Origin of the sequence: Rahnella sp. AA (assembly GCF_002834385.1) — a bacterium.
GTDB lineage: Bacteria > Pseudomonadota > Gammaproteobacteria > Enterobacterales > Enterobacteriaceae > Rahnella.
Genome location: NZ_PITQ01000002.1, coordinates 25,844 through 48,893, shown reverse-complemented (window position 1 = coordinate 48,893; position 23,050 = coordinate 25,844). Strand labels below are relative to the sequence as shown.

Here is a 23,050-nt window from a genome sequence, read left to right as displayed (position 1 = left end):
ATGAACCGCCGTCAATTTTTGCGGCACACCCTGGCCCTGAGCATCGCATTGCCGGTGTTCTCAGGGCTGGCGGCTCCGTCCGTTTTGCCGCGCTGGGTTATTCTCAACTGGGGGCTGACCGAAATGGCGCTGGCGCTGGGCATCGTGCCGGCCGGCGTTGCAGTACCGGTCTGGTACCGGCGTTTGTACCGCGAGCCGCAGCTTCCGGCGGGCGTGGCTGACGTCGGGCTTTTGTATCAGCCAAATTATGAAACCCTGCGCGAACTCAGGCCTTCCCTGATTCTGATCACGCCAGCGCACCAGATGGCCGATGCACAGCTGGGCACGATTGCGCCATTGCTGGTCCTCGAGACCGACAGCCCGCAGCCGCTCGCGCAGTCAAAAATCAATATGCGCCAGATGGCCGCCGCCGCCGGTCAGCCTGCGCGGGCCGAACGGGTGATTGCCGGTGCGCAGGCGCGTCTTGAGAAAGCGCGTCTCGCCGCGCAGCCCTTCGCCGGAACGCCGCTTTATCTCGCCAGCGTGGTGGATATTCTCCATCTGCGCCTGTTCAGTCAGGGCAGTTTGTTTGATGACGTGCTGCGCGTGCTCGGGCTGACCAATGCCAGCCAGATGTCCGCCAGCCCGCAGGGGGCGACGCTGATTTCGCTCGATCAGCTGGTGTCGCAGGGCGCGGGGCGCGTGGTGCTGATCCCGTCTTATCCGCAGACCGACCCGACGACGCAAATCGGTTCCCGCCTGTGGCAGAGCCTGCCGTTACTGCAAAAGCAAAATCTGCTGATCCTGCAAGACGGCTTGCCGGAAAACGGCGCACTGCTGACGGCGGTAGGTTTTGCCGAAAACCTGGTGCAGGCGTTACTGCAAAATCACGGAGGGCAGGCCGGATGACGCGGCTATTTTCTCTGCATTCTCCCGCCCGGCTGTGTGCGCTGCTGTATCTGGCCGCACTGCTGCTCAGCGCGCAACAGCTGACGCAACTTTTACCGCTGAACCAGTGGACGGGCACGCTCACGCACGCTTTCGCGCAACCGTCGCCGCGCCAGATTGTGATTCAGGACATGTGGTTGCCGCGTCAGCTGATGGCGTTGCTGTGCGGAATGGCGCTGGCGCTGGTCGGCGTGGTGATGCAGCAGGCGCTGCGCAATCCGCTGGCGGAACCGATGACGCTCGGCGTGGCGTCGGGGGCGACGCTGGCGCTGACGCTGACCGCGCTGATGGCTCCGGCATGGCTGATGATCGGACGCGAATGGCTGGCGCTCGGCGGCTCGGTCATTGCGCTGCTGACGGTGTTTGTGCTGGCGTCGCGGCAGGCGTTTTCGCCGCTGGCGCTGATCCTCGCCGGTATGCTGGTCAACCTGTATTGCGGTTCCGTCACGTTACTGATGTCGATTATTTACGACCAGTCTCTGGCAGCGATTTTCATCTGGGGCGGCGGTTCGCTGGTGCAGCAGGATTCGCACGCATTCTGGTGGCTGCTGCCGCGCGTTTTGTTTTGCCTGATCCCCATTTTGCTGATGCTGCGCCCGCTGAGCCTGATGTCGCTCAATGAACAGGTGACGCGCTCGCTCGGCATATCGCCGGGGTTCGTGCGCAGCGTCGTGTTGCTGGCGGCGCTGGCGATCAGCAGCCTGGTGATCAGCCAGGCCGGTGTGATTGGGTTTATCGGGCTGGCCGCGCCGCACCTTGCCGCGCTGGCGGGCGCACACCGGTTACGCCAGCGGATACTCTGGTCGCCGCTGGTCGGCGGCGGATTGCTGTGGCTGACCGATCAGGGCGTCAGCCGCCTGACCGGATACCACGGCCTTCTGCTGCCGACCGGCATGATGACCGCGCTGGCGGGCGGGCCGCTGCTGTTGTGGTATCTGCCGCGCGTCCGCAGCGTGCCGGTGCAGGCTATTAAAGACAGCCTGCACGCCGCAACCGCCACTGTCGCGAAACCGCGCACGCTGTGGGTATTCATCCTGCTGCTGGCGGGGATCTTTTTCTCGCTTGACGTCGGGCGCAGCCTGAACGGCTGGCATTTCAGCGGCTGGCCGGAGTTCCTGCAACTGATGCCGTACCGCCTGCCGCGCATGGTCGCCGGGCTGACGGCGGGCGTGCTGCTGGCTGGTGCGGGTGTGCTGATTCAGCGCGTCACCGCCAACCCGATGGCCAGCCCGGAGCTGCTGGGCATCGGCGCGGGGGCGTCGCTGGGGATCACCGTTTTACTGCTGATTCAGCCCGCAGCGGGCATGGGTGGCATCATGCTCAGCAGTGCCGCCGGGGCGTTTATTACCCTGATGATCACGGCCCTCAGTTTTCGCCAGGGTCGGTTTCATCCCCAGCGCGCTCTGCTGTGCGGGCTGGCGATCACGGCGATTTTCCAGTCGGTGGCGGGCGTCGTGATGAGCAACAACGGCATTGCCGCCAACATGTTGCGCCAGCTGATGACCGGTTCGACGTATTACGTCACCACGCCGATGGCCGCCGCCGGTTTGCTGCTGGCCGTCTTTTTGCTGGCGCTGACGCCGCTGCTGCGCCGCCATCTGCAGTTACTGCCGCTGGAGTCTGTGCCTTTTTCACTGGGGATGCGGGTGCCGCGCGCGCGGTCAGGCGTGATGGTGCTGGCCGCCGCGATGACCGGTGTGGCAACGCTCATCGTCGGGCCGCTGTCGTTTATCGGCTTGCTCGGGCCGCATATCGCCCGTCAGCTGGGTGCGCGCAGGCCGATGTTACAGCTGCTGCTGGCGGTAATGATTTCGGCGTTGCTGATGGTGGTGGCCGACTGGCTGGGGCGAAACATGTTATATCCGCGCCAGATCCCGGCCGGGCTGATGGCGACATTAACCGGCGGCCCGTGGCTGGCCGTTCTGCTTTACAGGCAACAACACCGTGGATAAAACGCTTTTCCAGAGAGATAAAATGCAGTTAATGACTTTCCTGTTTCGCAGCGCGGGCGGCTGGCTTATCGTCGCGCTGGCCGCCAGCCTGATAAGCGGGCTGGCAAACGCCTCACTGCTGGCGCTGATCAATCAGGCGCTGACCGCCAGTGACGCGCAGCGTCTGACGCTGGCCTGGCAATTTGCACTGGCCGGCGCGGCGATGCTGGCGACGCGTACCCTGTCGCAAAGCCTGTTTATGTCGATGGGGCAGTGTGCCAAAGCCCGCCTGCGGCTTAAAACAATCCACCAGATTGCCAGTGCGCGCTACCCGGATCTGGAACAGCAGGGCGTGGCAAAAGCCATGGCGGTGCTGACGCAGGATCTGGACCAGATCGTGGTCTTTTTTGTCACGTTGCCCGGCTTATTATCCTATATCGCGGTCATTGCCGGATGTTTGTTATACCTCGGCTGGCTTTCACTGCCGGTGATGCTGATTGCGCTGGTGGCGATTGTGCTCGGCTCGCTCGGTTATCTGGCGGTCAACAGCAAAGCCATCGGCTTGCTGAAAGGTTCGCGGATGCGCGAGGAAGGGCTGCTGCGGCATTTCGGTGCGCTGTTCAGCGGCGCCAAAGAACTGCGCCTGCACCGCGAAAGGCGGCAGGATTTCCTGCACGATGAGCTGGAAACCACCATCGAACAGGTGCGCGCCGAGCGTACGCATGGCTATGTGCTGTACGCGATGGCCAATATCTGGGGCAGCTTTTTCTTCTTTACCTTCATTGGCGGCGTGCTGTTTTTACTTTCCCGCGTAATGCCGCTTCCGCTGCCGGTGATGACCGGTTTTTCGATGGTTTTTCTCTACATGATGGTGCCGGTGGAAGCCGCGCTTTCCAGTCTGCCCGCCATCGGCATGGCGCGGGTGGCGCTGGACAGAATTGATGCGGTGACGCAGGCGTTACCGCCGGAATCGGTCGCGCCGCAAACTGCCGTCCCGGTGATGGTTTCCATCGAACTGCGCAACGTCGTGCATCACTATTTTAACGACAGCCGGCAACAGCATTTCCGGCTGGGGCCGGTGAGCCTGCACTTCGGGCGCGGCGAACTGGTGTATCTGATTGGCGGCAACGGCAGCGGGAAAACCACGCTGGCGAAGCTGCTGGCCGGGCTGTATCCGCCGGAAAGCGGTGAGGTCTTGCTGAACGGCGTGCCGGTGAATGCCGATAACCGCGACGCGTACCGGCAGCATTTTTCCACCGTATTCAGCGATTTTTATCTCTTTGATGCGCTGCACGGATTGCCCGCGCAGGGGCTGGACGAACGTGCAAAAACGCTGCTGGAGGCGCTGCATCTGCAACACAAAGTCACGCTCAGCGGCGGAAAGTTTTCAACGCTTTCGCTCTCTTCCGGCCAGCGCAAACGGCTGGCATTACTGGTGGCGTACCTTGAGGATCGCGAGTTCTATCTGTTCGATGAGTGGGCGGCGGATCAGGATCCGGAATTCAAAAACGTCTTCTATCAGCAACTGCTTCCGGCGCTGAAACAGCAGGGCAAAACCGTTCTGGCGATCACCCATGATGACCGCTATTTCCACCTGGCCGACCGCTGCATCCGCATGGATTACGGGCAGATAACCTCTGACATTGCGCCGGAGGCGTTATGACCGTGCGCCGTCTGAAAACGGTCAAAGGGCTGAGAATGTTGGTGATCCTTGCGGGCGTTGCCGCTGTTCACGGTGTGATCCTGTTGTCGTTAAAACTGGCACCCTTCACGCCGCCGCAAAATTCCACGCCGGTACTGGCGGTGCAAATGATGATGCTGGCACCGGTTGCACCCCCGGTAAAAGCGCCGGAGCCGGTGGCCGAACCCGAGCCGCAGTCCGTTGCGCAAACCGTGCCGCCACCGGCCGCTGAAAAGCCGGTTCTCGCGTTACCGGCGGTGAAAAAAACGGCAGAGCGCAAGCCGCTGAAAAAAGTGGAAAAGCCGCCGGTCAGGCCGGTGAAAGATGCTGAACCGAAAGCCAGCGAACCCGAAAATACAGCGCCCGCGGTGGCCGCAAAGCCTGCCGTCAGCCATGTTGTTTCCCAGCCAGTATTCAGTGCGGCGTACCTGAATAATCCGCCGCCAGACTACCCGCGTCTTTCGCGGCGGTTGCGTGAAGAGGGTAAGGTGATGCTGAAAGTGCAGGTGGGCGCCAGCGGTCAGGCGCAAAGCGTGGCGGTCAGCACGTCCAGCGGTTATCCGCGTCTGGATCAGGCAGCGGTGGACGCGGTAAAACGCTGGCGCTTTATTCCGGCGAAAAGCGGCAATGATCCGGTAGCCGCGTCCGTTCTGGTGCCGCTGGTTTTCTCGCTGAATTCTTAGTTCAGCGTCCGCACCGGGCTCCCGGCGAGAAACGCCTGAATATCTTCGACGGCCTCCCGGAAGTAAACCTGATAGTTGCCGTCAGAAACGTAGCCCAGATGCGGCGTCGCCAGCACGTTGGGCAGCGTTCTGAAAGGATCCGCGGGCGGCAGCGGTTCTGTTTCGAAAACGTCCAGCCCGGCACCGGCAATCCGCCCGGTTTGCAGGGCGTCCAGCAGGGCGCTCTGATCGACAATCGCGGCGCGAGAGGTATTGATCAGCAGCGCGTCGGGCTTCATCAGCGCCAGCTCCGGTGCGCCGAGCAGCCCGCGCGTGCGCTCGCTCAGCACCAGATGCACTGACACCACGTCGCTGGTTTTCAGCAGCTCTTCTTTCGATGCTGCCAGATGCACGCCATGCTCAGCGGCGCGTTCTGCGGTCAGGTTCTGGCTCCAGGCACTGACGTCCATCCCGAATGCCTGCGCAACCAGCGCCACTTTCTGCCCGATTTTACCCAACCCCAGCAGGCCGAGACGTTTACCGCTCAGGCCGGTGCCGACGGTGCTTTGCCACGGCCCGTTCTGGCGCAGCGCGTTATTTTCTGTCACCAGATGCCGAGCCAGCCCGAGGATCAGCGCCCAGGTCAGCTCGACCGGTGCGGCCTGGCCGCTGCCAGTGCCGCAAACCGTCACGCCATTTTGATGAGCGGCGGGCAGATCGACCGACGCATTGCGCATCCCGGAGGTGATCAGCAGTTTGAGTTTTGGCAGGCGGGCAAACAATGATGCCGTGAAGGGCGTGCGCTCGCGCATGATCACCACAATGTCGGCATCCCGTAATTGTGCGGCAAGCGAGTCTTCATCACCGATATGCTCCGTCAGCGCATGGCACTCCACCTGCGGCGCAAGCGCCTGCCAGTCAGCCAGCGACAGTGCGACGTTTTGGTAATCATCCAGGATCAGGCATTGCAAGGGCATGGAACTTCCTTATCTGTGAATAAGAGATAAAGAGGTATAGCACTGAATTTACGCAGAGGTGAAGCGGGGCTGCCGGTTCTTTTGCAACAGAGTCTTAGCAGAAATATCCGCCCGGCGAGGGGCGGTTATTGATAACGGCTTTAATGCAGGTGAGAAAGGCTTGGCGCACTGATGCGCAGGCCATCTTCACTAAAGACCATGCAGCGTTTTGCGTCAAACCAGGTCGTCAGGCTCTGGTACGGATTAAAGGCCATATCGCCCGGCAGCAGCATTTTGAACCCGTCGGTGCCGTAACACTGACCGAACAGATAGGTGCTGTTGCCCAGACGTTCAACCACCTCGCAGTTAAATTCCAGCTGATTTTCGGTTTCATGGGAAAGCAGATGCTCCGGGCGAATGCCCAGCGTCACCTTGTCGCCCGTCGCCAGCTCAGAGGTACTCAGCGCCAGCGTTAAGGTTTTCTCCGGCGTCAGGCGGACTTCAATCTGATCCGGCTGCCAGCGCAGCACTTCGGCAGGCAGGAAATTCATTTTCGGCGAACCGATAAAACCGGCCACAAACTGATTTACCGGGTTGTAGTACAAATCCATCGGCGCGCCCATTTGCTCGACTTTGCCGTAGTTCATCACCACGATTTTATCGGCCAGCGTCATGGCTTCGGTCTGGTCGTGCGTCACGTAAACCATGGTGGTTTTCAGTTCCTGATGCAGCTTGGAAATATGCAGGCGCATATCGACGCGCAGCTCGGCATCCAGATTGGAAAGGGGTTCATCGAACATAAAGACCTGCGGATTACGCACAATCGCGCGGCCAATGGCGGTGCGCTGGCGCTGGCCGCCGGAGAGCTGTTTAGGCTTTCTGTCCAGCAGGTGGGAAAGCTGCAAAGTTTTGGCGACCATTTCCACCTGATGGCGAATTTCGTCTTTCGGCACGCCGTTCACTTTCAGGCCGTAACCCATGTTCTCGGCAATCGTCATATGCGGGTACAGCGCATAAGACTGGAACACCATCGCTACGCCGCGGCGGGAAGGATCAACGTCATTGACCCGCTGCTCGCCGATATACACATCACCTTCCGTAATATCTTCCAGCCCGGCAATCATGCGCAGCAAGGTTGATTTACCGCAGCCAGATGGCCCGACGAAAACCGTGAATTCACCATCTTCAATATCAATATTGATGCCATGCAACGTCACTGTTTTATCAAAACGCTTCACCACATTTTTAAGCCTGATGCTGGACATGTTTGACCTCATTAACGATTCATACAGCTGATATTTCGGACTATAACCACCTTGTGTAAGCGTTTGCACGGGCGGGTTCGAATTTTGGAGAGAAGATCACACAATGCGCATCTTTTTGTAGTGATTTATGGCTTGTAAGTTTAACGTATAACATAGTTTTTATGGCGACATTAATCATCACTAAATCAGCTTTTAAAGGGTTTTTAATATGGATTGATGGTTGGTTGTCGTTAAGTATCCTACAAAAATGTTATACCTTCACATCCAGGAGCAACAATGAAAATTACACACCTTACTGCCTTGGTACTGATGTCATTAAGTCTGAGCAGCCAGGCTGTACGGGCCGCTGAGGGGCAGCTACTTATCTGGGAAGATATTAAGAAATCTTCAGGTATTTCCGATGCGGTGAAAGACTTTGAAAAAGAGAACAACGTTAAAGTCGTTGTGCAGGAAACGCCTTATGCACAACAAACGGAGAAATTGCGTCTGGATGGCCCGGCGGGGATTGGTCCTGACGTTGTCGTTATCCCCAATGACCAGCTAGGGACTGCGGTGGTTCAGGGGTTGCTGGCACCGATACATCTCGACAAGGCCTTTGCCGACAGTTTTACGCCATCGGCAATCAACGCCTTTCAGCTGAAAGGCCAGGTGTATGCCGTGCCGAAAGCCGTGGAAACGCTGGTACTGATTTACAACAAGGATCTGTTGCCGCAGGCACCGGCCACGCTTGACGAGTATTACACCTTCTCGAAAGCGGAAAGGGCGAAAGGCAAATACGGCCTGCTCGCCAAGTTTGACGAGGTGTATTACGCCTACGGCGTGATGTCTTCCATGGGCGGCTACATTTTCGGTAAAAACGCCAAAGGCGAGATCAACGTTGAGGACATCGGCCTGAACAAACCGGGCAGCATCGAAGCCATCACCTACCTGAAAAAATTCTATGCCGAAGGGTTATTCCCGGCAGGGATCGTCGGGGATAACGGCCTGAATGCCATCGACTCATTGTTTACTGAAAAGAAAGCGGCCGCAGTGATCACGGGGCCGTGGGCATTCCAGCCCTATGAAGCCGCCGGTATCCACTATGGCGTGAAAGCGCTTCCGCTGCTGCCGAACGGTAAACCGATGAGCTCATTCCTGGGCGTGAAAGGTTACGCGGTATCCACGTACAGCAAGCAAAAACCGCTGGCGGAGAAATTCATCACCTTCATCAACCAGCCGAAATACGCCAAGGTGCGATACGAAGTGACCAAGGAAATTCCGGCGCTGACTGTCCTGGTCAATGATCCGATGATTAAAAATGATGAGAAAGCCAATGCGGTCGCTGAGCAGTCCACACACGCCACTGCAATGCCGGGCGTGCCGGAAATGCAGGAAGTCTGGGGGCCGGCAAACAACGGGATCCAACTGGGTGTCACCGGCAAACAACCGGTTGATGCGGCGCTGAACGATGCGGTGAAAAACATCCAGATGCAGATCGAAGCCGCAAAGGCCAGCAACCAGTAACCCGGTTAAACGCCTTGTATGTCTGACAGGAGGGAGTGATTTCACTCCCTCAACAGTGAAAGGAACATCTTTGTGTCTATGCGTCTTCATGAGGAAAACCAGGTGCCCGCCTCAGCCAGCCACCATGCGCAGGCCGCGCTGGTTCTGGCGCTGATCCCCGGTTTTGGTCAGTTCTATAACCGGCAATGGGCCAAGGGAATACTGTTTTTTATCATTCTTATTTGTTTTGCCGGTGTTTTCTATGATTTCCTGCGACAGGGATTATGGGGTCTATATACGCTCGGTGAAGAAGTCCCGCGTGATAACTCGATATTCTTACTTGCCAAAGGGATTATCAGCGTCCTGATTGGTGCGTTTGGCGTCGGTTTTTATTACTGGAGCCTGCGTGATGCCTGGGGGAATGGTAAACGTCGCGATCAGGGGTTGGAATTACCTGGCGTAAGAAAGCAATATCATCTGTTGTTACGCGAAGGTTTTCCTTATCTGATGATCACGCCAGGCGTTATTTTGCTGGTGTTTGTTGTTGTCTTCCCGATTATATTCGGTTTCTCCATTGCTTTTACTAATTACAATTTGTATCACACGCCGCCGGCTAAATTAGTTGACTGGGTGGGGTTCAAAAACTTTATTAATATTTTCACGCTCAATATCTGGCGCTCAACGCTGCTCGACGTATTGCAATGGACCGTCGTCTGGACGGTGCTGGCGACCACGCTGCAATGTACGGTGGGGGTGATGCTGGCGATTCTGGTGAACCAGAAAGATCTGCGTTTTAAAGCGCTGATCCGCACCATTCTGATCCTGCCGTGGGCGGTCCCGGGGTTTGTGACTATTCTGGTTTTCGCCGGAATGTTCAACGACTCTTTTGGTGTGATTAATAACGGTATTCTGGCCGCACTGGGCATCGAACCTAAAGCCTGGCTGACCGACCCGTTCTGGACCAAAACTGCGTTAATCATGATGCAAACCTGGCTCGGTTTCCCGTTTGTTTTCGCGATGACCACCGGCGTATTGCAGGCGATCCCGAATGATTTATATGAAGCCGCGACAATGGACGGTGCCAGCACCTGGAAGAAATTAAAAACCATCACGCTGCCGCTGGTGTTGTATTCCATTGCGCCGATTATTATCACGCAATACACCTTCAACTTTAATAACTTCAATATTATCTATCTGTTTAATAATGGTGGCCCGGCGGTGGCGGGTTCTAATGCGGGCGGAACGGATATTCTGGTGTCGTGGATTTATAAACTCACCATGTCTTCCTCGCAATATGCGATTGCCGCAACCATTACGATATTGCTGTCGATATTTGTTGTCGGTATTGCGTTATGGCAATTCCGCTCAACCAATTCATTTAAACAAGATGATATGGCGTAACCGGGAGAAAGGTGATGAGTAAGAACAGCAGTATTAAAAGAAACCGGTTTATCCGCCTGGCGCTGAGTTATTTCCTGTTGCTGATTGTCGCAGTCATTATTATTTATCCGCTGATCTGGACCGTCGGTGCCTCTCTGAATGCCGGTAACAGCCTGCTCAGTACGTCGATTATTCCGGAAAACGTTTCGTTCCAGCATTACAAGGATCTGTTTAACGGCGAAGTAAATTACGTGGGCTGGTACTGGAACTCGATGAAAATCAGTTTCCTGACCATGGTGCTGACGCTGATTTGCGTCAGTTTCACCGCTTATTCCTTCTCGCGCTTTCGTTTTAAAGGCCGTAAAGACGGGCTGATGCTGTTCCTGCTGTTGCAGATGATCCCGCAGTTTTCCGCGCTGATCGCCATTTTTGTGCTGGCACAGTTACTCGGCCTGATTAACAGCCATCTGGCGCTGGTGCTGATTTACGTCGGCGGCATGATCCCGATGAACACCTATCTGATGAAAGGTTATCTGGATGCGATCCCGAAAGATCTGGATGAATCGGCGCGCATGGACGGCGCGGGGAATTTCCGCATTTTCATCGAAATCATCATGCCCCTGTCAAAGCCGATTCTGGCGGTGATTGCGCTGTTCTCCTTCACCGGGCCGCTGGGGGATTTCATTCTCTCCAGCACCATTTTGCGTACGCCGGATAAATACACATTGCCGATTGGCCTCTACAACCTGGTCGCGCAAAAAATGGGGGCGAATTACACGATGTATGCCGCAGGCGCGGTGCTGATCGCCGTGCCGGTCGCCATTTTCTATCTCGCCTTACAAAAATACTTCGTCTCCGGCCTCACCGCCGGCAGTACTAAAGGATAATTCTATGACTCTCTTTTCACAGAAGATTTTCAATAAAAGCGCAATGGCCTGCGTACTGCTGGCGATGTCCTTCTCCTGCGTTGCGGCGGATGTGGTGATAAAAAAAGTCGCCAGCGTACCGGCAGATTTCATCAAGGGCGCGGATATCTCCACGCTGGCTGAAGTGGAAAAACACGGCGGCAAATTTTACGACCAGAACCACAAGCAAACCGATGCGATGGTGATCCTCAGGCAAAACGGTTTCAACTATATCCGTCTGCGCTTATGGGTCGATCCGAAAGATGCGCAGGGGCACCCTTACGGCGGCGGCAATAACGACCTCGCGACCACACTGGAACTGGCGAAGCGTGCCAAAGCGCAGGGTTTCAAAATCCTGCTCGATTTCCATTACAGCGATTTCTGGACCGACCCGGGCAAACAGTTCAAGCCGAAAGCCTGGGAAAAAATGGATTATCCGCAGCTGAAAACCGCCATTCATGATTACAGCCGCGAAGTGATTGCGCAGTTCCGCAAACAGGGCACCGTGCCGGATATGGTGCAGGTCGGTAATGAAATGAACAGCGGTATCTTGTGGCCGGAAGGCAAAAGCTGGGGCGCAGGTGGAGGGGAGTTTGACCGTCTGGCCGGGTTACTGAATGCGGCAATATCCGGTGTCCGCGCAGATGAAAAAAATCCGTCAGACATCAAAATCATGTTGCACCTTGCCGAAGGCACCAAGAACGACACCTTCCGCTGGTGGTTCGATGAGATCAATCATCGCAAGGTGCCTTATGACGTCATCGGCCTGTCATTCTACACCTACTGGAATGGCCCGATCTCCGCATTGCAGGCCAACATGGACGACATCAGTAAACGCTACAACAAGGATGTCATTGTGGTGGAAGTGGCCTACGGCTACACCCTGGAAAACTGCGACGCCGCTGAAAACAGCTTCACCGCCAAAGAAGCCAAAGACGGTGGCTATCCGGGCACCGTGCAGGGGCAGGCCGATTTCCTCAGCGACATGATCAAAAGCCTGGTGGCCGTGCCCGACCATCGTGGCAAGGGCCTTTTCTATTGGGAACCTACCTGGATACCGGTTCAGGGGGCCGGCTGGGCGACACCGGCCGGCATGACCTATATCAACGACCACTGGAAAGAGGGCAATGCCCGCGAAAATCAGGCGCTGTTTAGCTGCGACGGCCAGGTGCTGCCTTCCATCAAAGTCTTCAACTGATCCCTTTTCCCCGGCTGACTGGCCGGGGCGTTTATTTCTTAAAGTTCGTAAGGACCCAGCATGACGAAATTTCCTCTTCTGAGCACTAAGATTTCCGGCCTGCTTCATGGTGCGGATTACAACCCGGAACAGTGGCTGGAAAGCCCCGATGTACTGATTCGCGATGTCGAAATGATGAAAGAGGCTCGCTGTAATGTCATGTCTGTCGGAATTTTCAGCTGGTCGGCGCTGGAACCCGAAGAAGGACGCTACACCTTTGGCTGGCTGGATCAGGTGCTCGATCGTTTGCATGAAAACGGTATTTCGGCATTTCTCGCGACGCCAAGCGGTGCGCGTCCGGCGTGGATGTCGCAAAAATACCCTGAAGTATTGCGCGTTGGCCGTGACCGCGTGAAAGCGTTACATGGCGGACGGCACAACCACTGCATGAGTTCACCGGTGTATCGCGAAAAAGTTCAGCTGATGAACTCGGCGCTGGCGAAGCGTTATGCGCATCATCCCGCAGTGATCGGCTGGCACATTTCCAATGAATATGGCGGCGAATGCCATTGCGATATTTGTCAGGGACACTTTCGCGATTGGCTCAAAGCGCGTTATGTCACGCTTGATGCACTGAATGCGGCCTGGTGGAGTACCTTCTGGAGCCATACTTACACCGACTGGTCGCAAATCGAATCGCCGTCACCGCAGGGCGAAAGCGGTGTTCATGGTTTGAATCTCGACTGGCGTCGTTTTAACACCGATCAGGTGACGCGTTTTTGCCACGACGAAATCCGGCCACTGAAGGCGGAAAATCCGGCGTTACCGGCCACCACGAATTTCATGGAATATTTCTACGATTACGATTACTGGAAGCTTGCCAGCGTTCTGGATTTCATTTCCTGGGACAGCTACCCGATGTGGCATAACCGTGAGGACGATATCGGGCTGGCGGCGTATACCGCGATGTACCATGACCTGATGCGCACGCTTAAACATGGCCAGCCGTTTGTGCTGATGGAGTCGACGCCGAGCTTTACCAACTGGCAGCCGACCAGCAAGCTGAAAAAACCGGGCATGCATATTTTGTCCTCTATACAGGCCGTCGCGCACGGCGCGGACTCCGTACAGTATTTCCAGTGGCGCAAGAGCCGCGGTTCTTCTGAGAAATTCCACGGTGCCGTGGTCGACCACGTCGGCCACATCGATACCCGCGTCGGGCGTGAAGTGACGGAACTTGGGGCTATTTTATCTTCACTCGCACCGGTGGCGGGCAGCCGCGTCGAGGCCAAAGTGGCCATCATTTTCGACTGGGAAAGCCGCTGGGCAATGGATGATTCCCTCGGCCCACGCAACGCAGGGTTGCACTATGAAAATACGGTCGCCAGCCATTACCGTGCACTCTGGGCGCAGGGTATTGCGGTAGATGTCATTAACGCCGACTGCGATTTAGACGGTTATGACCTGGTGATTGCACCCATGTTGTATATGGTTCGCGCGGGTGTTGGCGAGCGGATAACCGCTTTTGTTCAGGCGGGCGGGCGTTTTGTAGCGACCTACTGGAGCGGTATCGTCAACGAAACCGATCTGTGCTTCCTCAACGGATTCCCCGGGCCACTGCGGCCCGTGCTCGGCATCTGGGCTGAGGAAATCGACAGCCTGACCGATGAACAGCACAACAGCGTCTGCGGCATTGAGGGCAATGCGCTGGGGCTAAATGGCCCGTATCAGGTCTCTGATTTATGTGAGGTGATCCATCTGGAAGGTGCGGCGGCACTGGCAACCTACGGCGATGATTTTTACGCTGGAACCCCGGCCGCAACCGTCAATCTGTTCGGTAAAGGGATGGCTTATTATCTGGCGTCACGCAACGATCAGCAATTCCATGCAGATTTCTATACCGCACTGGCGAAAGAGATGCATCTGCCACGGGCCATTGAAACGTCACTGCCGCAGGGGATTACGGCTGCGCGCCGTACTGACGGGGAAAGTGAGTTTATCTTCCTGCAAAACTATGCCGCCGACAGCCAGACGGTGATTTTGCCGGGTGATTATCAGGATATGGTTCACGGTGGAATATTACCGCATAAATTAACGTTACCGGCATTCGGCTGTCAGATACTGACGCGTAAAGTCTCCCGATAATTTTTTATCACGAACGTGCAGCGGGGAATATTCCCTTCTGCACGTTTTTTCATTTCTGAAAGAGGGTGTTCATTATGGTTAATATTAAAGATTTCATGCATGTCTTTTCCGCGAAGAATAAAAACCCTAAAGATGACGTTCCGCCGTCAACGGACGTGGCCTTATTAATTGATGCGTTAGGCGGACGCGAGAATATAATTAACGTCGATGCGTGTATCACGCGACTGCGTGTTACCGTGAAAGAACTCCGGCGGGTTAACTCCGGTGCTATCCAGCAGACCGGGGCGATTGGCGTGGTGATCATCGGGCAGGAAGTTCATGCGATATTCGGTAAACAGTCCGACAGCCTGAAGAAATTAATGACCGAGAAATTTGGCTTAAAAAGCCAGTAATCGAACCTGGTTTTAATTTGGCGTATTAAATAAAAGAAGAACATTGAAATAAATAAAGGCAGCCCGACACAAGGCTGCCTTTATTGTTTACTGTTTTATTTTAAATAATGATGCTGCTGTGCGGGTACAAAAACGTCACGATCCCCTACAAGAGAAAATGCGTTAAACCCTGAGCGTTTATTACAATGAGGATTACTGTTTTAATTAACGACTATAACTATTTCCAAAGTTATTGGAGTTGCAGCAAGGCGGCAAGTGAGCGAATCCCGATGAGCTGACTGATGTCAGTGATTCGGGTGAGCAAACGCAGCTAACGCAGTTGCAGCTTCAAGAACGAAGGAAATTTACCACCAGGCTTCTACCTGCACACCAAAGTTCCACGTATCGGATTTGGTATGGTCTTCAAACGTATCGCCGTGTTCAGAATCATTCAGATAAGAAGCGAATACGCGCAGTTCAGGGCGCGACATAAATTCAGGACCGGCCGCCAGACCCATCGCCAGCGTATATTTTTGACCGCCTTGCTTATAGTTGGTGCCGTTCTTGTAATCGTCTTTCTGGTAGAACGTACCGACTTCGCCGATGGTTCGTACATAATCCGTCCACTGGTATTGCGCACGGCCAACCAGAGAAACCAGTTCCGTCGTATCGGTATAGTCGGTGATGTTTTCCGCATGGCCGTATGTCAGAACGTGATTGAGGCTGAATTTGCTGGTAATCGGGATAAGCCCGGTGATAATGCCGCGATAACCGGTGGCGTCATTGGTGTAATTCCACATGTCATACCAGCCACCGCCCTGTGAAATCATATTCTGCGCCAGGCCTTTGTTGGCATATTGCAGCACCAGTTTGTTATAGCCACCCCACATGTCCTGGCTGATTTCACCGGTCAGCATTACGCCGTTATCCGCATCATACAGGCCGCCGTAGTCTTTCTGGTCGTGCGTCAGGTTTGGCATAGCGTAGTCGGCACCGACTTCCATCCACGCGCCGCTCCACGGTTTAATGCCAGCATAACGTACGTCAATGTAGTTGATGTTAACGTCATTATCGCCATCGACGCGGTAATCTACGTCATTGGCATCGCCGCGGATCCACGCCACAGACAGCGCGCCTTCACCCAACTTCAGGTTTTCCACACCGGCACCGGCACCGGAGATGTTCCAGTATTTGGTATCGATGATGTGCAGGTCATGGCGCTGGTAATAACGCTTACCGCCCCAGATCACCGCATCTTTATCCCACGGCACCAGCCCTTTGATTTGCAGGTTCAGCTGACGCAGGCCGAATTGCGCATCATCGTTGAGGGTGTTTTCGTCATCGTTCGAACCGTCCGAAACCATGCTGACCATAGAGTCGACATAAAAACTCACATCGTCTTTCTTGTAGACTTCGCTGCCCAGCTCGATCTCGCCATAGGTGTCGTTTTCGTTGCCCAAACGACCGACTTTGTTTTTCTGGAATTGCTCCAGACTGCCGCTGCCGGAGACCCCTAGCCCGGAACGCAAATATCCGTGAAAATCAATATCGTTTGCCACTGCAGGGCCTGCCGTAATGGCAAGGGAAACCGCCACAGCCAGAGTACGTAAGTTGTGTTTCATTTTTTTTCCTTATGATTGTATGACGTTCACATTTACGGAATCTATAAGATACCCAGAAACAATAATGATCAATTTTACACATTCTGAATTGTGATATATGTCTAGAAGTTACGGGTATTTAGTTAATTGCTGGTGATGTTAATCACGAATATATTCAATGTTAACGTATAACTTATGCGGTAAGTGACACTCCAGATTGAACTTTTAAATGAGATCCCGTACTTTGGCTCGATTATCATGGTATCGGGCTAAATCACGGGTGCAGGCTGGGGATAGAATGAAATCAAAAAGTTCGACATTAGAAGATGTTGCCCGTTATGCCGGAGTGTCTTATCAGACGGTTTCGCGGGTATTAAATAAATCAGCCAACGTTTCCGACGCCACGCGTCTGAAAGTCGAGCAGGCCATTGAAGTACTGCGGTATGTGCCGAACCGGCTGGCGCAGCAACTGGTGGGTAAGCAGAGTTTTACGATAGGGCTGGTGACGACGTCTCTGGCGTTACATGCGCCCTCGCAGATCGCGGCATCGGTTAAAAAATACGCCCATCAGGCCGGGTATCAGGTGCTGATTTCGATGATCGATGAAGATGTTAATCAGAGCATTCAGGATTCGATTAATGAGCTGAAATCGCAGCGTGTCGAGCGCGTCATTATCAACATTCCGCTGGAAAACGCCGAGGCGGAACGTATTTTTGAGAACAACCGCGACATTCTTTGCTTGTTCCTCGATGTCGATCCGACCAGCCCGGTGTTTAATATCTGCTTTAATCCGGCAGACGGTTCACGCGCCAGCGTGGAATATTTGCATGATTTGGGGCATCGGGAGTTTGCTCTGCTGGCGGGGCCGGAAGAGTCGGTTTCCTCACGCCTGCGCCTGCAAAGCTGGCAGGAAACGTTGGCAGAAAAAGGGCTGGACCCTGTTAAGGTTATTCACGGTGACTGGAGCGCGAAAAGCGGTTATTACAGCGCATTGCAGATGCTGCGTGAAACGCCGCAATTCACCGCAATATTGGTCGGGAACGACCAGATGGCGCTGGGTGTGATCAGTGCACTGCATCAGCACAATGTCGCCATCCCGCAGCAGGTATCGATCATTGGTTACGACGATACTTACGACAGCGCATTTTTCCATCCGGCGCTGACCACGGTTTCTTTGGATCTTGATTTGCAAAGCAAAGAGGCGGTGGAAAACTTGCTGGCTGCGGGTAATGAAGAGACGCCATCAAAAGTGCTGCCGGCAAAGCTGGTTGTCCGCAACTCTACCCGCGCGCCGGGCGGACAGGATAAAGATCTGAACCAGATTGCCGATCAGCTGGATAAACTGGCACAGCAGTTACGCGGCCAATGACCCCGTCAGATGTAAATAAAGATTTCAGAATACTTTTGATAGCGTTTAAGATATGAAAAATATCGAACGATAAACAAAAGGATATGATTGAATGACCGTATGGCAGTGTTTTGTTCGGGGCTGGAAAGGGTATGTGAAATTTGAAGGGCGTGCGACCCGCAAAGAATTTTGGGTGTTCACGTTAGTCAATATCCTGCTGATGATTTTGCTGACGGGGATAGTCGCTTTCGTGATGGAGCTGGCGGGGAACCCTTACGGCGTGTTCTATGCCGGTATGGCTTACACTATTTACGCGCTGGCGCTGGCATTACCGATTCTGGCGGTCGGTATCCGGCGCATGCACGACATCAACCGCTCCGGCTGGTGGTTTGGCGGTGTCTATCTGGCTGGCGTGGTTTCCCGCCTGCTGAATATGATCCTGATGGAATACGCGTCACCGGAAACCTATGTCTGGATGAAAATCACGTTGGGTATCGTGCTCGGCTGGATCCCGCTGCTGGTAATGATTTACCTGTGCTGCGTGAAATCCAAACCGGCACCGGAAGCAGATAACCGCATCGTTCGTTAAGCACATTTTCAACGGGAGTTTGCCGCCAGCCGCGCGGCAAACTCTTCCAGTTTTGCCAGCCCCCACGGCCATTCTCCGAAACCCGATTCCACATTGATATGCCCGGCCTCGCCGATATCCACCAGCTCGCAGCCCCACGCCTGCGCCCAGAACTGCGCGCGGGTAAAAGGCAATAACGGATCCGTATGGCTGGCGACCAGCAGGCCAGGGACTGCCAGAGGCTCAGGCACAATGTCCTCGTCCAGACCAAAACGCATCGGTTCGGCGGGCGCGACCAGCATCACGCCCGCGCAAAGCGGAGGGTGGCGGTTTGCCCATACCAGGCTGGCGAGCGCGCCAAAGCTATGACCAATCAGCAACAACGGGCTTTTTGCCAGCTTCTGCTCACGGTCAATGGCGGCGATCCAGCCTTCGAGATCGACCTGCGCCCAGTTGCGCTGTTTGGCCCGCAGCCATTGCGGGTTCTGCTCGTGCCAGCGGCTTTGCCAGTGTCCGGCCTCACTGTCACGTAATCCGGGAACCAGCATCCGCGTGATGTTCGGGGTTTCGCTCATTGCGGGAAGGCCATCAGCACGGTAGCGATTGCCAGTAAATCGGCACTGCCGCCGGGGCTGAGATGCCGGGAAATCAACGCCTGATCCATCTCCTGTAAATCCTCTTTTTGCCAGCCGGTTTTCAGCAAACGGCGGGCATAGTCCTGGACAAAATGCAGGCCGTTCAGCCCGCCGCGCGACACCAGATTGGTATCCGGATTAAATGCCATCAGGCGCAGCAGGGCATTCAGGCTACGGCGCTCAGGCCGGGGTTCGGCCAGCCAGTAAGGCAGCACATGGCGACGTAGCGTCACGAATCCGCTCTGCACTTCGCCGCGTGCACCGGTCATGCCGTGCGCCTGAAATAACCGTTCTCCGGCAGTTACCGGCTGGCGGCAATGTTGTAATTCCCGTTCCACCAGCCCGTGCGTGAGGGCGGCCACTTCGGCACATAACGCCGTGCGGGTCAGCGGTTGCTGGTGGGCGCTGATCCTGCCTGCCGCTGTACACAGAATTCCCAAAGAAAAAATGCCGCCTTTGTGCGTGTTAATGCCATTTGTTGCGCCGAACATCGCCTGCTCGCAGGCCAGACCGGCAGGGCGGATCCGCATCAGCATGGCCGTTGCCGGTTGTGCGGCGTCCTGCTGGCCGAGCCGGTAGAACTGATACAGCCACGGCGTAATCGCACCGATGCTGCGCAAAAACATCGGCAAATCCATGTCACTGTGTGAACCGTTATTGGCGCTGTCCACCAGACCGGGTTTGGGCGTCAGCCAGACTTCCTGACGGAGCGCTTCGGCTGCCAGCCCGGCGATATCGGTGCAAACCCGCGGCTCAGTGAGCGCGATGCCAGCCATCAATCAGCGCCTCCACTTTGGCTATTACGTCGGGCAGCGGATGCTCGCGCGAACGGGCACAGGCATGTGCAGGACCGTCGCAAATCAGGCAGCGGCGGCTGGCATTATCCAGCGAACGACGGCCTACAACACCGGCCTGCGGACAAATCACATCGAAATCCCACAAACGGCCCAGCGCATGCGATTGCTCCAGCGCCACGGTGGCCGCTTTCACTTCCGGTGCCGGGTGCCCAACGCTCCAGAAGGCTTCCGCACCGGTTGGCAACCAAAATACCTGATGTTTCAGCACAGGCCAGCCGTGTTGCAGCAGCGTCATTTCGGCGCGTTGCAGCGCTTCGCGCATGACTTCGCGATAACGTATGGAATCTTTCACCGGCCCCGGCGTCACCAGCGTGAGTGAAATCAGCGGTTGCGAAAATTGTGTCAGCCAGTCGGTTTGCCGCTGCGCACGCTGTTCCTTTGCAGCCAGCAAATCCTCCAGGCTGACGCCTGCTTCGGCAGGCGTCATGATACTCATTATGCGTCCTCTTTGACCTGATGAACGACGTCAATCACGCTGCCGTCGCGGTAACGGATCACGCCAACAACGCGCGATGTAAACTCAATCGACTTCGGCTCGCCGGTCAGGGAAATCGCACGCTGATACAGCGCCTCGATATCCATGATTTTCATGCCCGCTTCTTCGAGGCGCTGGCGGATTTCCGGGCGTGCAGGATTCACGGCAATCCCGTGGTCAGTCACCAGCACATCGATGCTTTCGCCCGGCGTGACGCGGGTAGTGACGCGGCGAACGACCGTCGGAATACGGCTACGCAGTAGCGGTGCCACAACGATAGTCAGGTTTGCGGCGCTGGCGACGTCGCAATGCCCGCCCGATGCGCCACGCATCACGCCGTCTGAACCGGTGATGACGTTGACATTAAAATCGGTATCGATTTCCAGTGCGCTCAGAATGACGATATCGAGCTGATCGCAGCTTGCGGCCTTTGCACCCGGATTAGCATAAACGTTGGTCGAGATTTCAATGTGTTGCGGATTGCGGCCCAGCGATGACGCGGCTTGTCCGTCAAAACATTGCGTGTCCAGCAGCGTTTCGATTAACCCTTTTTCATGCAGATCCACCAGACTGCCGGTGATGCCGCCGAGGGCAAAACGCGCGGTGATCTGATTACGTTCCATTTTCTCTTCCATGAACCGTGTACAGGCCGTTGCCGCCGCGCCTGAACCGGTTTGCATTGAAAAGCCGGGTTTGAAATAGCCTGAATGTTCAATTACTTCGGCTGCCGTGCGGGCAATCATCAGTTCGCGCGGATTACTGGTCACGCGTGCAGCGCCAACGCTGATTTTTGCCGGGTCGCCGACCTGATCGACTTTCACGATGTAATCCACCTGATCCTGCACCAGGCTGGCGGGCATGTTAGGGAAGGGCACCAGTTCTTCCGTCAGCAACACGACGGTTCTGGCAAACTGTGCGTCCACCATCGCGTAGCCCAGCGAACCGCAGCAGGACTTGCCGTGCGTGCCGTTGGCATTGCCGAATTCGTCGCTGCACGGTACGCCCAAAAACGCGACATCAATGCTCAGCTCGCCGTCTTGTAATAATTTCACCCGACCGCCATGTGAATGGATCTGGACCGGTTCTTCCATCAGGCCGTGGGAAATGGCATCGGCCAGTTTGCCACGCATGCCGGAGGTATAAATACGGGTGATGACGCCGCTACGGATGTGCTCGATCAGCGCGTCATTACAGGTCATCAGTGAGCTGGAAGCCAGCGTCAGATTTTTGAAACCCAGGCGTGCCAGTGTGGCAACGACGTTGTTAATGACCTGATCGCCCTCACGGAAAGCGTGATGGAAGGAGATGGTCATACCGTCCTTCAGGCCGCTGCGTGCAATGGCCTGTTCCAGTGAATCACATAGTTTACGGTGCAGGCGCGCATCGGGGTCAGAAAGATACGGCGTGGTGCGGTGCGCACCGTCGAAAGCGACCAGATGTTTCATTCCGGGATATTGGCTGTGCAACATTTCTGTTAAATGGCTCATTCTCTTCATATTCCTGTGCAAAATTGAGGGCTAGCGACGCACGCCGGAGGCGCTGGCGCGTTCAAGCACCACTTGTGCGTGGTTGATGATCGGGCCATCGATCATCTTGCCGTTGAGCGAAATTACGCCGAGGCCTTTGCGCTCGCCTTCTTCTGCGGCAGCGATAACGCGACGCGCGTAATCCACGTCTTCCTGCGTTGGCGCATAAGCGTTGTGCAGTAACTCAATCTGGCGCGGGTTAATCAGGGATTTGCCGTTGAAGCCCATTTTGCGGATAAGCTCGACTTCACGCAGGAAACCGGCTTCATCGTTGATATCGGAATACACCACGTCAAAGGCATCAATACCGGCGGCGCGCGCGGCATGCAGCACAGCGCAGCGGGCGTAGAACAACTCGGTACCGTCGCCGCGTTCAGTTTGCATATCCATCACATAGTCGAAAGCAGCCAGCGCGATGCCTATCAGACGCGGTGAACAGCGGGCAATGGCGACAGCGTTGATGACGCCAATGGCTGATTCGATGGCGGCCATCACTTTGGTGGAACCGACTTCACGACCGCAGTCTTTTTCGATGCGCTCGATATGCGCTTCCAGTTCGAAAATATCTTCCGGCGTATCGGTTTTGGGCAACCGAACCACGTCCACGCCCGCGCGCACCACGGCTTCCAGGTCTTTAAGTCCAAACGGGGTGCTGAGCTGATTAATGCGGACGACGGTTTCGATATCTTTGTACATCGGGTGTTGCAGGGCGTGGAAGACCAGAATGCGTGCGGTGTCTTTCTCACGCAAGGAAACGGCGTCTTCCAGGTCAAACATGATGGAATCAGGACGATAGATAAATGCCGTGGATAACATGGCGGCGCTGGCCCCCGGCAGGAACAGCATACTGCGGCGGAGTTTTTTCATCTTAACGTCTCCCAGTGAATATTTTCTTCCTGTGCTGCACGCAGTACCGCACTTTGCACGCGGGCGCGGATAACGCAATCGAGCGCGCCTTTATCTTCAATAATCAGCAGACCCTCTTTGACGCCGAGGGCTTCCAGCGTTTCGTTCACTACGCGGCGGATCTGGTCGCCAAACTGCTTGATAACTTCGCTGTTGATCACCACGTTCAGCTCGCTGGCTGGTGCGATTTTTACCAACAAATCGCTGGATTCAACCGTGCCTGCCAGCGCCTCCTTCACAATTTTCATTCGT

Annotated in this window: 21 protein-coding genes; 12 read left to right on the top strand and 9 right to left on the bottom strand. The window is 55.6% G+C overall.

The genetic code is table 11. From position 1 onward, the window contains the following. From CWS43_RS05110 to CWS43_RS05095, 4 genes are read left to right on the top strand one after another with little or no spacing between them, the layout of a single operon-like run. Positions 1-888, top strand: a complete 888-nt coding sequence (locus CWS43_RS05110; RefSeq protein WP_101075855.1) for an ABC transporter substrate-binding protein — start codon at positions 1-3, stop codon at positions 886-888. Then, entirely contained in the window at positions 885-2,879 is a 1,995-nt protein-coding gene (fhuB, locus tag CWS43_RS05105; RefSeq protein ID WP_101075854.1) for a Fe(3+)-hydroxamate ABC transporter permease FhuB, read from the top strand. Before CWS43_RS05110 ends, fhuB begins: the two co-directional genes overlap by 4 nt. 22 nt (positions 2,880-2,901) lie before the next feature. Beyond that, entirely contained in the window at positions 2,902-4,521 is a 1,620-nt protein-coding gene (locus tag CWS43_RS05100) for a cyclic peptide export ABC transporter (protein ID WP_198555781.1), read from the top strand. Further along, a complete protein-coding gene (locus tag CWS43_RS05095; protein ID WP_101075853.1) occupies positions 4,518-5,222 on the top strand; it encodes an energy transducer TonB in 705 nt (234 codons plus the stop codon). The genes CWS43_RS05100 and CWS43_RS05095 overlap by 4 nt, the downstream gene beginning before the upstream one ends. Here CWS43_RS05095 and CWS43_RS05090 read toward each other — a convergent pair. Together CWS43_RS05090 and CWS43_RS05085 are read right to left on the bottom strand one after the other, a co-directional pair. After that, positions 5,219-6,178, bottom strand: coding sequence for a D-2-hydroxyacid dehydrogenase family protein (locus tag CWS43_RS05090; RefSeq protein ID WP_101075852.1), 960 nt, complete (start codon positions 6,176-6,178; stop codon positions 5,219-5,221). The two genes, CWS43_RS05095 and CWS43_RS05090, sit on opposite strands and share 4 nt — an antisense overlap. A 140-nt stretch (positions 6,179-6,318) precedes the next feature. Further along, positions 6,319-7,422, bottom strand: a complete 1,104-nt coding sequence (locus tag CWS43_RS05085) for an ABC transporter ATP-binding protein (RefSeq protein ID WP_101075851.1) — start codon at positions 7,420-7,422, stop codon at positions 6,319-6,321. Positions 7,423-7,698: 276 nt separating this feature from the next. Here CWS43_RS05085 and CWS43_RS05080 point away from each other — a divergent pair, with 276 nt between their 5' ends. From CWS43_RS05080 to CWS43_RS05055, 6 genes are all read left to right on the top strand, one after another. After that, positions 7,699-8,925, top strand: coding sequence for an extracellular solute-binding protein (locus tag CWS43_RS05080; protein ID WP_101075850.1), 1,227 nt, complete (start codon positions 7,699-7,701; stop codon positions 8,923-8,925). Positions 8,926-9,003: 78 nt separating this feature from the next. Beyond that, positions 9,004-10,305, top strand: coding sequence for a carbohydrate ABC transporter permease (locus CWS43_RS05075; RefSeq protein WP_101075849.1), 1,302 nt, complete (start codon positions 9,004-9,006; stop codon positions 10,303-10,305). Between the two features lie 14 nt (positions 10,306-10,319). Then, positions 10,320-11,171 carry a sugar ABC transporter permease gene (locus tag CWS43_RS05070; RefSeq protein WP_101075848.1) on the top strand — a complete coding sequence of 284 codons (852 nt, stop codon included), beginning with the start codon at positions 10,320-10,322 and terminating at the stop codon, positions 11,169-11,171. A gap of 64 nt (positions 11,172-11,235) precedes the next feature. Next, positions 11,236-12,387 (top strand): arabinogalactan endo-beta-1,4-galactanase, encoded by a 1,152-nt coding sequence (locus CWS43_RS05065; protein WP_232776781.1) that lies wholly within the window; start codon positions 11,236-11,238, stop codon positions 12,385-12,387. A gap of 60 nt (positions 12,388-12,447) precedes the next feature. Further along, a complete protein-coding gene (locus tag CWS43_RS05060; protein WP_101075846.1) occupies positions 12,448-14,511 on the top strand; it encodes a beta-galactosidase in 2,064 nt (687 codons plus the stop codon). A 74-nt stretch (positions 14,512-14,585) separates the two neighbouring features. Then, entirely contained in the window at positions 14,586-14,903 is a 318-nt protein-coding gene (locus CWS43_RS05055; protein WP_101075845.1) for a glucose PTS transporter subunit EIIB, read from the top strand. 344 nt (positions 14,904-15,247) lie between these two features. On the opposite strand, the gene CWS43_RS05050 is transcribed toward CWS43_RS05055, so the two are convergent. Further along, on the bottom strand, positions 15,248-16,504 hold the full coding sequence (locus tag CWS43_RS05050) for a maltoporin (protein ID WP_101075844.1): 1,257 nt from the start codon (positions 16,502-16,504) through the stop codon (positions 15,248-15,250). A 277-nt stretch (positions 16,505-16,781) separates the two neighbouring features. On the opposite strand from CWS43_RS05050, the gene CWS43_RS05045 reads away from it, so the two are divergent. Together CWS43_RS05045 and CWS43_RS05040 are read left to right on the top strand one after the other, a co-directional pair. After that, positions 16,782-17,852, top strand: coding sequence for a LacI family DNA-binding transcriptional regulator (locus CWS43_RS05045; RefSeq protein ID WP_101075843.1), 1,071 nt, complete (start codon positions 16,782-16,784; stop codon positions 17,850-17,852). A gap of 91 nt (positions 17,853-17,943) precedes the next feature. After that, positions 17,944-18,420 carry a DUF805 domain-containing protein gene (locus CWS43_RS05040; RefSeq protein WP_101075842.1) on the top strand — a complete coding sequence of 159 codons (477 nt, stop codon included), beginning with the start codon at positions 17,944-17,946 and terminating at the stop codon, positions 18,418-18,420. Between the two features lie 8 nt (positions 18,421-18,428). Here CWS43_RS05040 and CWS43_RS05035 read toward each other — a convergent pair whose 3' ends face one another. From CWS43_RS05035 to citD, 6 genes are read right to left on the bottom strand one after another with little or no spacing between them, the layout of a single operon-like run. Further along, positions 18,429-18,974 carry an alpha/beta hydrolase gene (locus CWS43_RS05035; RefSeq protein WP_101075841.1) on the bottom strand — a complete coding sequence of 182 codons (546 nt, stop codon included), beginning with the start codon at positions 18,972-18,974 and terminating at the stop codon, positions 18,429-18,431. Beyond that, positions 18,971-19,810, bottom strand: coding sequence for a triphosphoribosyl-dephospho-CoA synthase CitG (citG, locus tag CWS43_RS05030; RefSeq protein WP_101075840.1), 840 nt, complete (start codon positions 19,808-19,810; stop codon positions 18,971-18,973). The genes CWS43_RS05035 and citG overlap by 4 nt, the downstream gene beginning before the upstream one ends. Continuing rightward, positions 19,788-20,327, bottom strand: coding sequence for a citrate lyase holo-[acyl-carrier protein] synthase (gene citX, locus CWS43_RS05025; protein ID WP_101075839.1), 540 nt, complete (start codon positions 20,325-20,327; stop codon positions 19,788-19,790). Before citX ends, citG begins: the two co-directional genes overlap by 23 nt. Beyond that, complete coding sequence (citF, locus tag CWS43_RS05020; RefSeq protein WP_101075838.1) at positions 20,327-21,853, bottom strand: citrate lyase subunit alpha; 1,527 nt, start codon at positions 21,851-21,853, stop codon at positions 20,327-20,329. Before citF ends, citX begins: the two co-directional genes overlap by 1 nt. A gap of 30 nt (positions 21,854-21,883) precedes the next feature. Further along, entirely contained in the window at positions 21,884-22,759 is an 876-nt protein-coding gene (gene citE / locus CWS43_RS05015; RefSeq protein WP_101075837.1) for a citrate (pro-3S)-lyase subunit beta, read from the bottom strand. Beyond that, positions 22,756-23,046: a citrate lyase acyl carrier protein gene (gene citD, locus CWS43_RS05010; protein ID WP_101075836.1), complete on the bottom strand. Its 291-nt coding sequence runs from the start codon at positions 23,044-23,046 to the stop codon at positions 22,756-22,758. Before citD ends, citE begins: the two co-directional genes overlap by 4 nt. Positions 23,047-23,050: the final 4 nt, after the last annotated feature.

What these genes read in the sequence shown, in the direction of transcription:
- CWS43_RS05110 (WP_101075855.1), top strand. Translation starts at nt 1, where the DNA reads ATGAACCGCCGTCAATTTTTGCGGCACACCCTGGCCCTGAGCATCGCA.
- fhuB (WP_101075854.1), top strand. Translation starts at nt 885, where the DNA reads ATGACGCGGCTATTTTCTCTGCATTCTCCCGCCCGGCTGTGTGCGCTG.
- CWS43_RS05100 (WP_198555781.1), top strand. Translation starts at nt 2,902, where the DNA reads ATGCAGTTAATGACTTTCCTGTTTCGCAGCGCGGGCGGCTGGCTTATC.
- CWS43_RS05095 (WP_101075853.1), top strand. Translation starts at nt 4,518, where the DNA reads ATGACCGTGCGCCGTCTGAAAACGGTCAAAGGGCTGAGAATGTTGGTG.
- CWS43_RS05090 (WP_101075852.1), bottom strand. Translation starts at nt 6,178, where the DNA reads ATGCCCTTGCAATGCCTGATCCTGGATGATTACCAAAACGTCGCACTG.
- CWS43_RS05085 (WP_101075851.1), bottom strand. Translation starts at nt 7,422, where the DNA reads ATGTCCAGCATCAGGCTTAAAAATGTGGTGAAGCGTTTTGATAAAACA.
- CWS43_RS05080 (WP_101075850.1), top strand. Translation starts at nt 7,699, where the DNA reads ATGAAAATTACACACCTTACTGCCTTGGTACTGATGTCATTAAGTCTG.
- CWS43_RS05075 (WP_101075849.1), top strand. Translation starts at nt 9,004, where the DNA reads ATGCGTCTTCATGAGGAAAACCAGGTGCCCGCCTCAGCCAGCCACCAT.
- CWS43_RS05070 (WP_101075848.1), top strand. Translation starts at nt 10,320, where the DNA reads ATGAGTAAGAACAGCAGTATTAAAAGAAACCGGTTTATCCGCCTGGCG.
- CWS43_RS05065 (WP_232776781.1), top strand. Translation starts at nt 11,236, where the DNA reads ATGTCCTTCTCCTGCGTTGCGGCGGATGTGGTGATAAAAAAAGTCGCC.
- CWS43_RS05060 (WP_101075846.1), top strand. Translation starts at nt 12,448, where the DNA reads ATGACGAAATTTCCTCTTCTGAGCACTAAGATTTCCGGCCTGCTTCAT.
- CWS43_RS05055 (WP_101075845.1), top strand. Translation starts at nt 14,586, where the DNA reads ATGGTTAATATTAAAGATTTCATGCATGTCTTTTCCGCGAAGAATAAA.
- CWS43_RS05050 (WP_101075844.1), bottom strand. Translation starts at nt 16,504, where the DNA reads ATGAAACACAACTTACGTACTCTGGCTGTGGCGGTTTCCCTTGCCATT.
- CWS43_RS05045 (WP_101075843.1), top strand. Translation starts at nt 16,782, where the DNA reads ATGAAATCAAAAAGTTCGACATTAGAAGATGTTGCCCGTTATGCCGGA.
- CWS43_RS05040 (WP_101075842.1), top strand. Translation starts at nt 17,944, where the DNA reads ATGACCGTATGGCAGTGTTTTGTTCGGGGCTGGAAAGGGTATGTGAAA.
- CWS43_RS05035 (WP_101075841.1), bottom strand. Translation starts at nt 18,974, where the DNA reads ATGAGCGAAACCCCGAACATCACGCGGATGCTGGTTCCCGGATTACGT.
- citG (WP_101075840.1), bottom strand. Translation starts at nt 19,810, where the DNA reads ATGGCTGGCATCGCGCTCACTGAGCCGCGGGTTTGCACCGATATCGCC.
- citX (WP_101075839.1), bottom strand. Translation starts at nt 20,327, where the DNA reads ATGAGTATCATGACGCCTGCCGAAGCAGGCGTCAGCCTGGAGGATTTG.
- citF (WP_101075838.1), bottom strand. Translation starts at nt 21,853, where the DNA reads ATGAGCCATTTAACAGAAATGTTGCACAGCCAATATCCCGGAATGAAA.
- citE (WP_101075837.1), bottom strand. Translation starts at nt 22,759, where the DNA reads ATGAAAAAACTCCGCCGCAGTATGCTGTTCCTGCCGGGGGCCAGCGCC.
- citD (WP_101075836.1), bottom strand. Translation starts at nt 23,046, where the DNA reads ATGAAAATTGTGAAGGAGGCGCTGGCAGGCACGGTTGAATCCAGCGAT.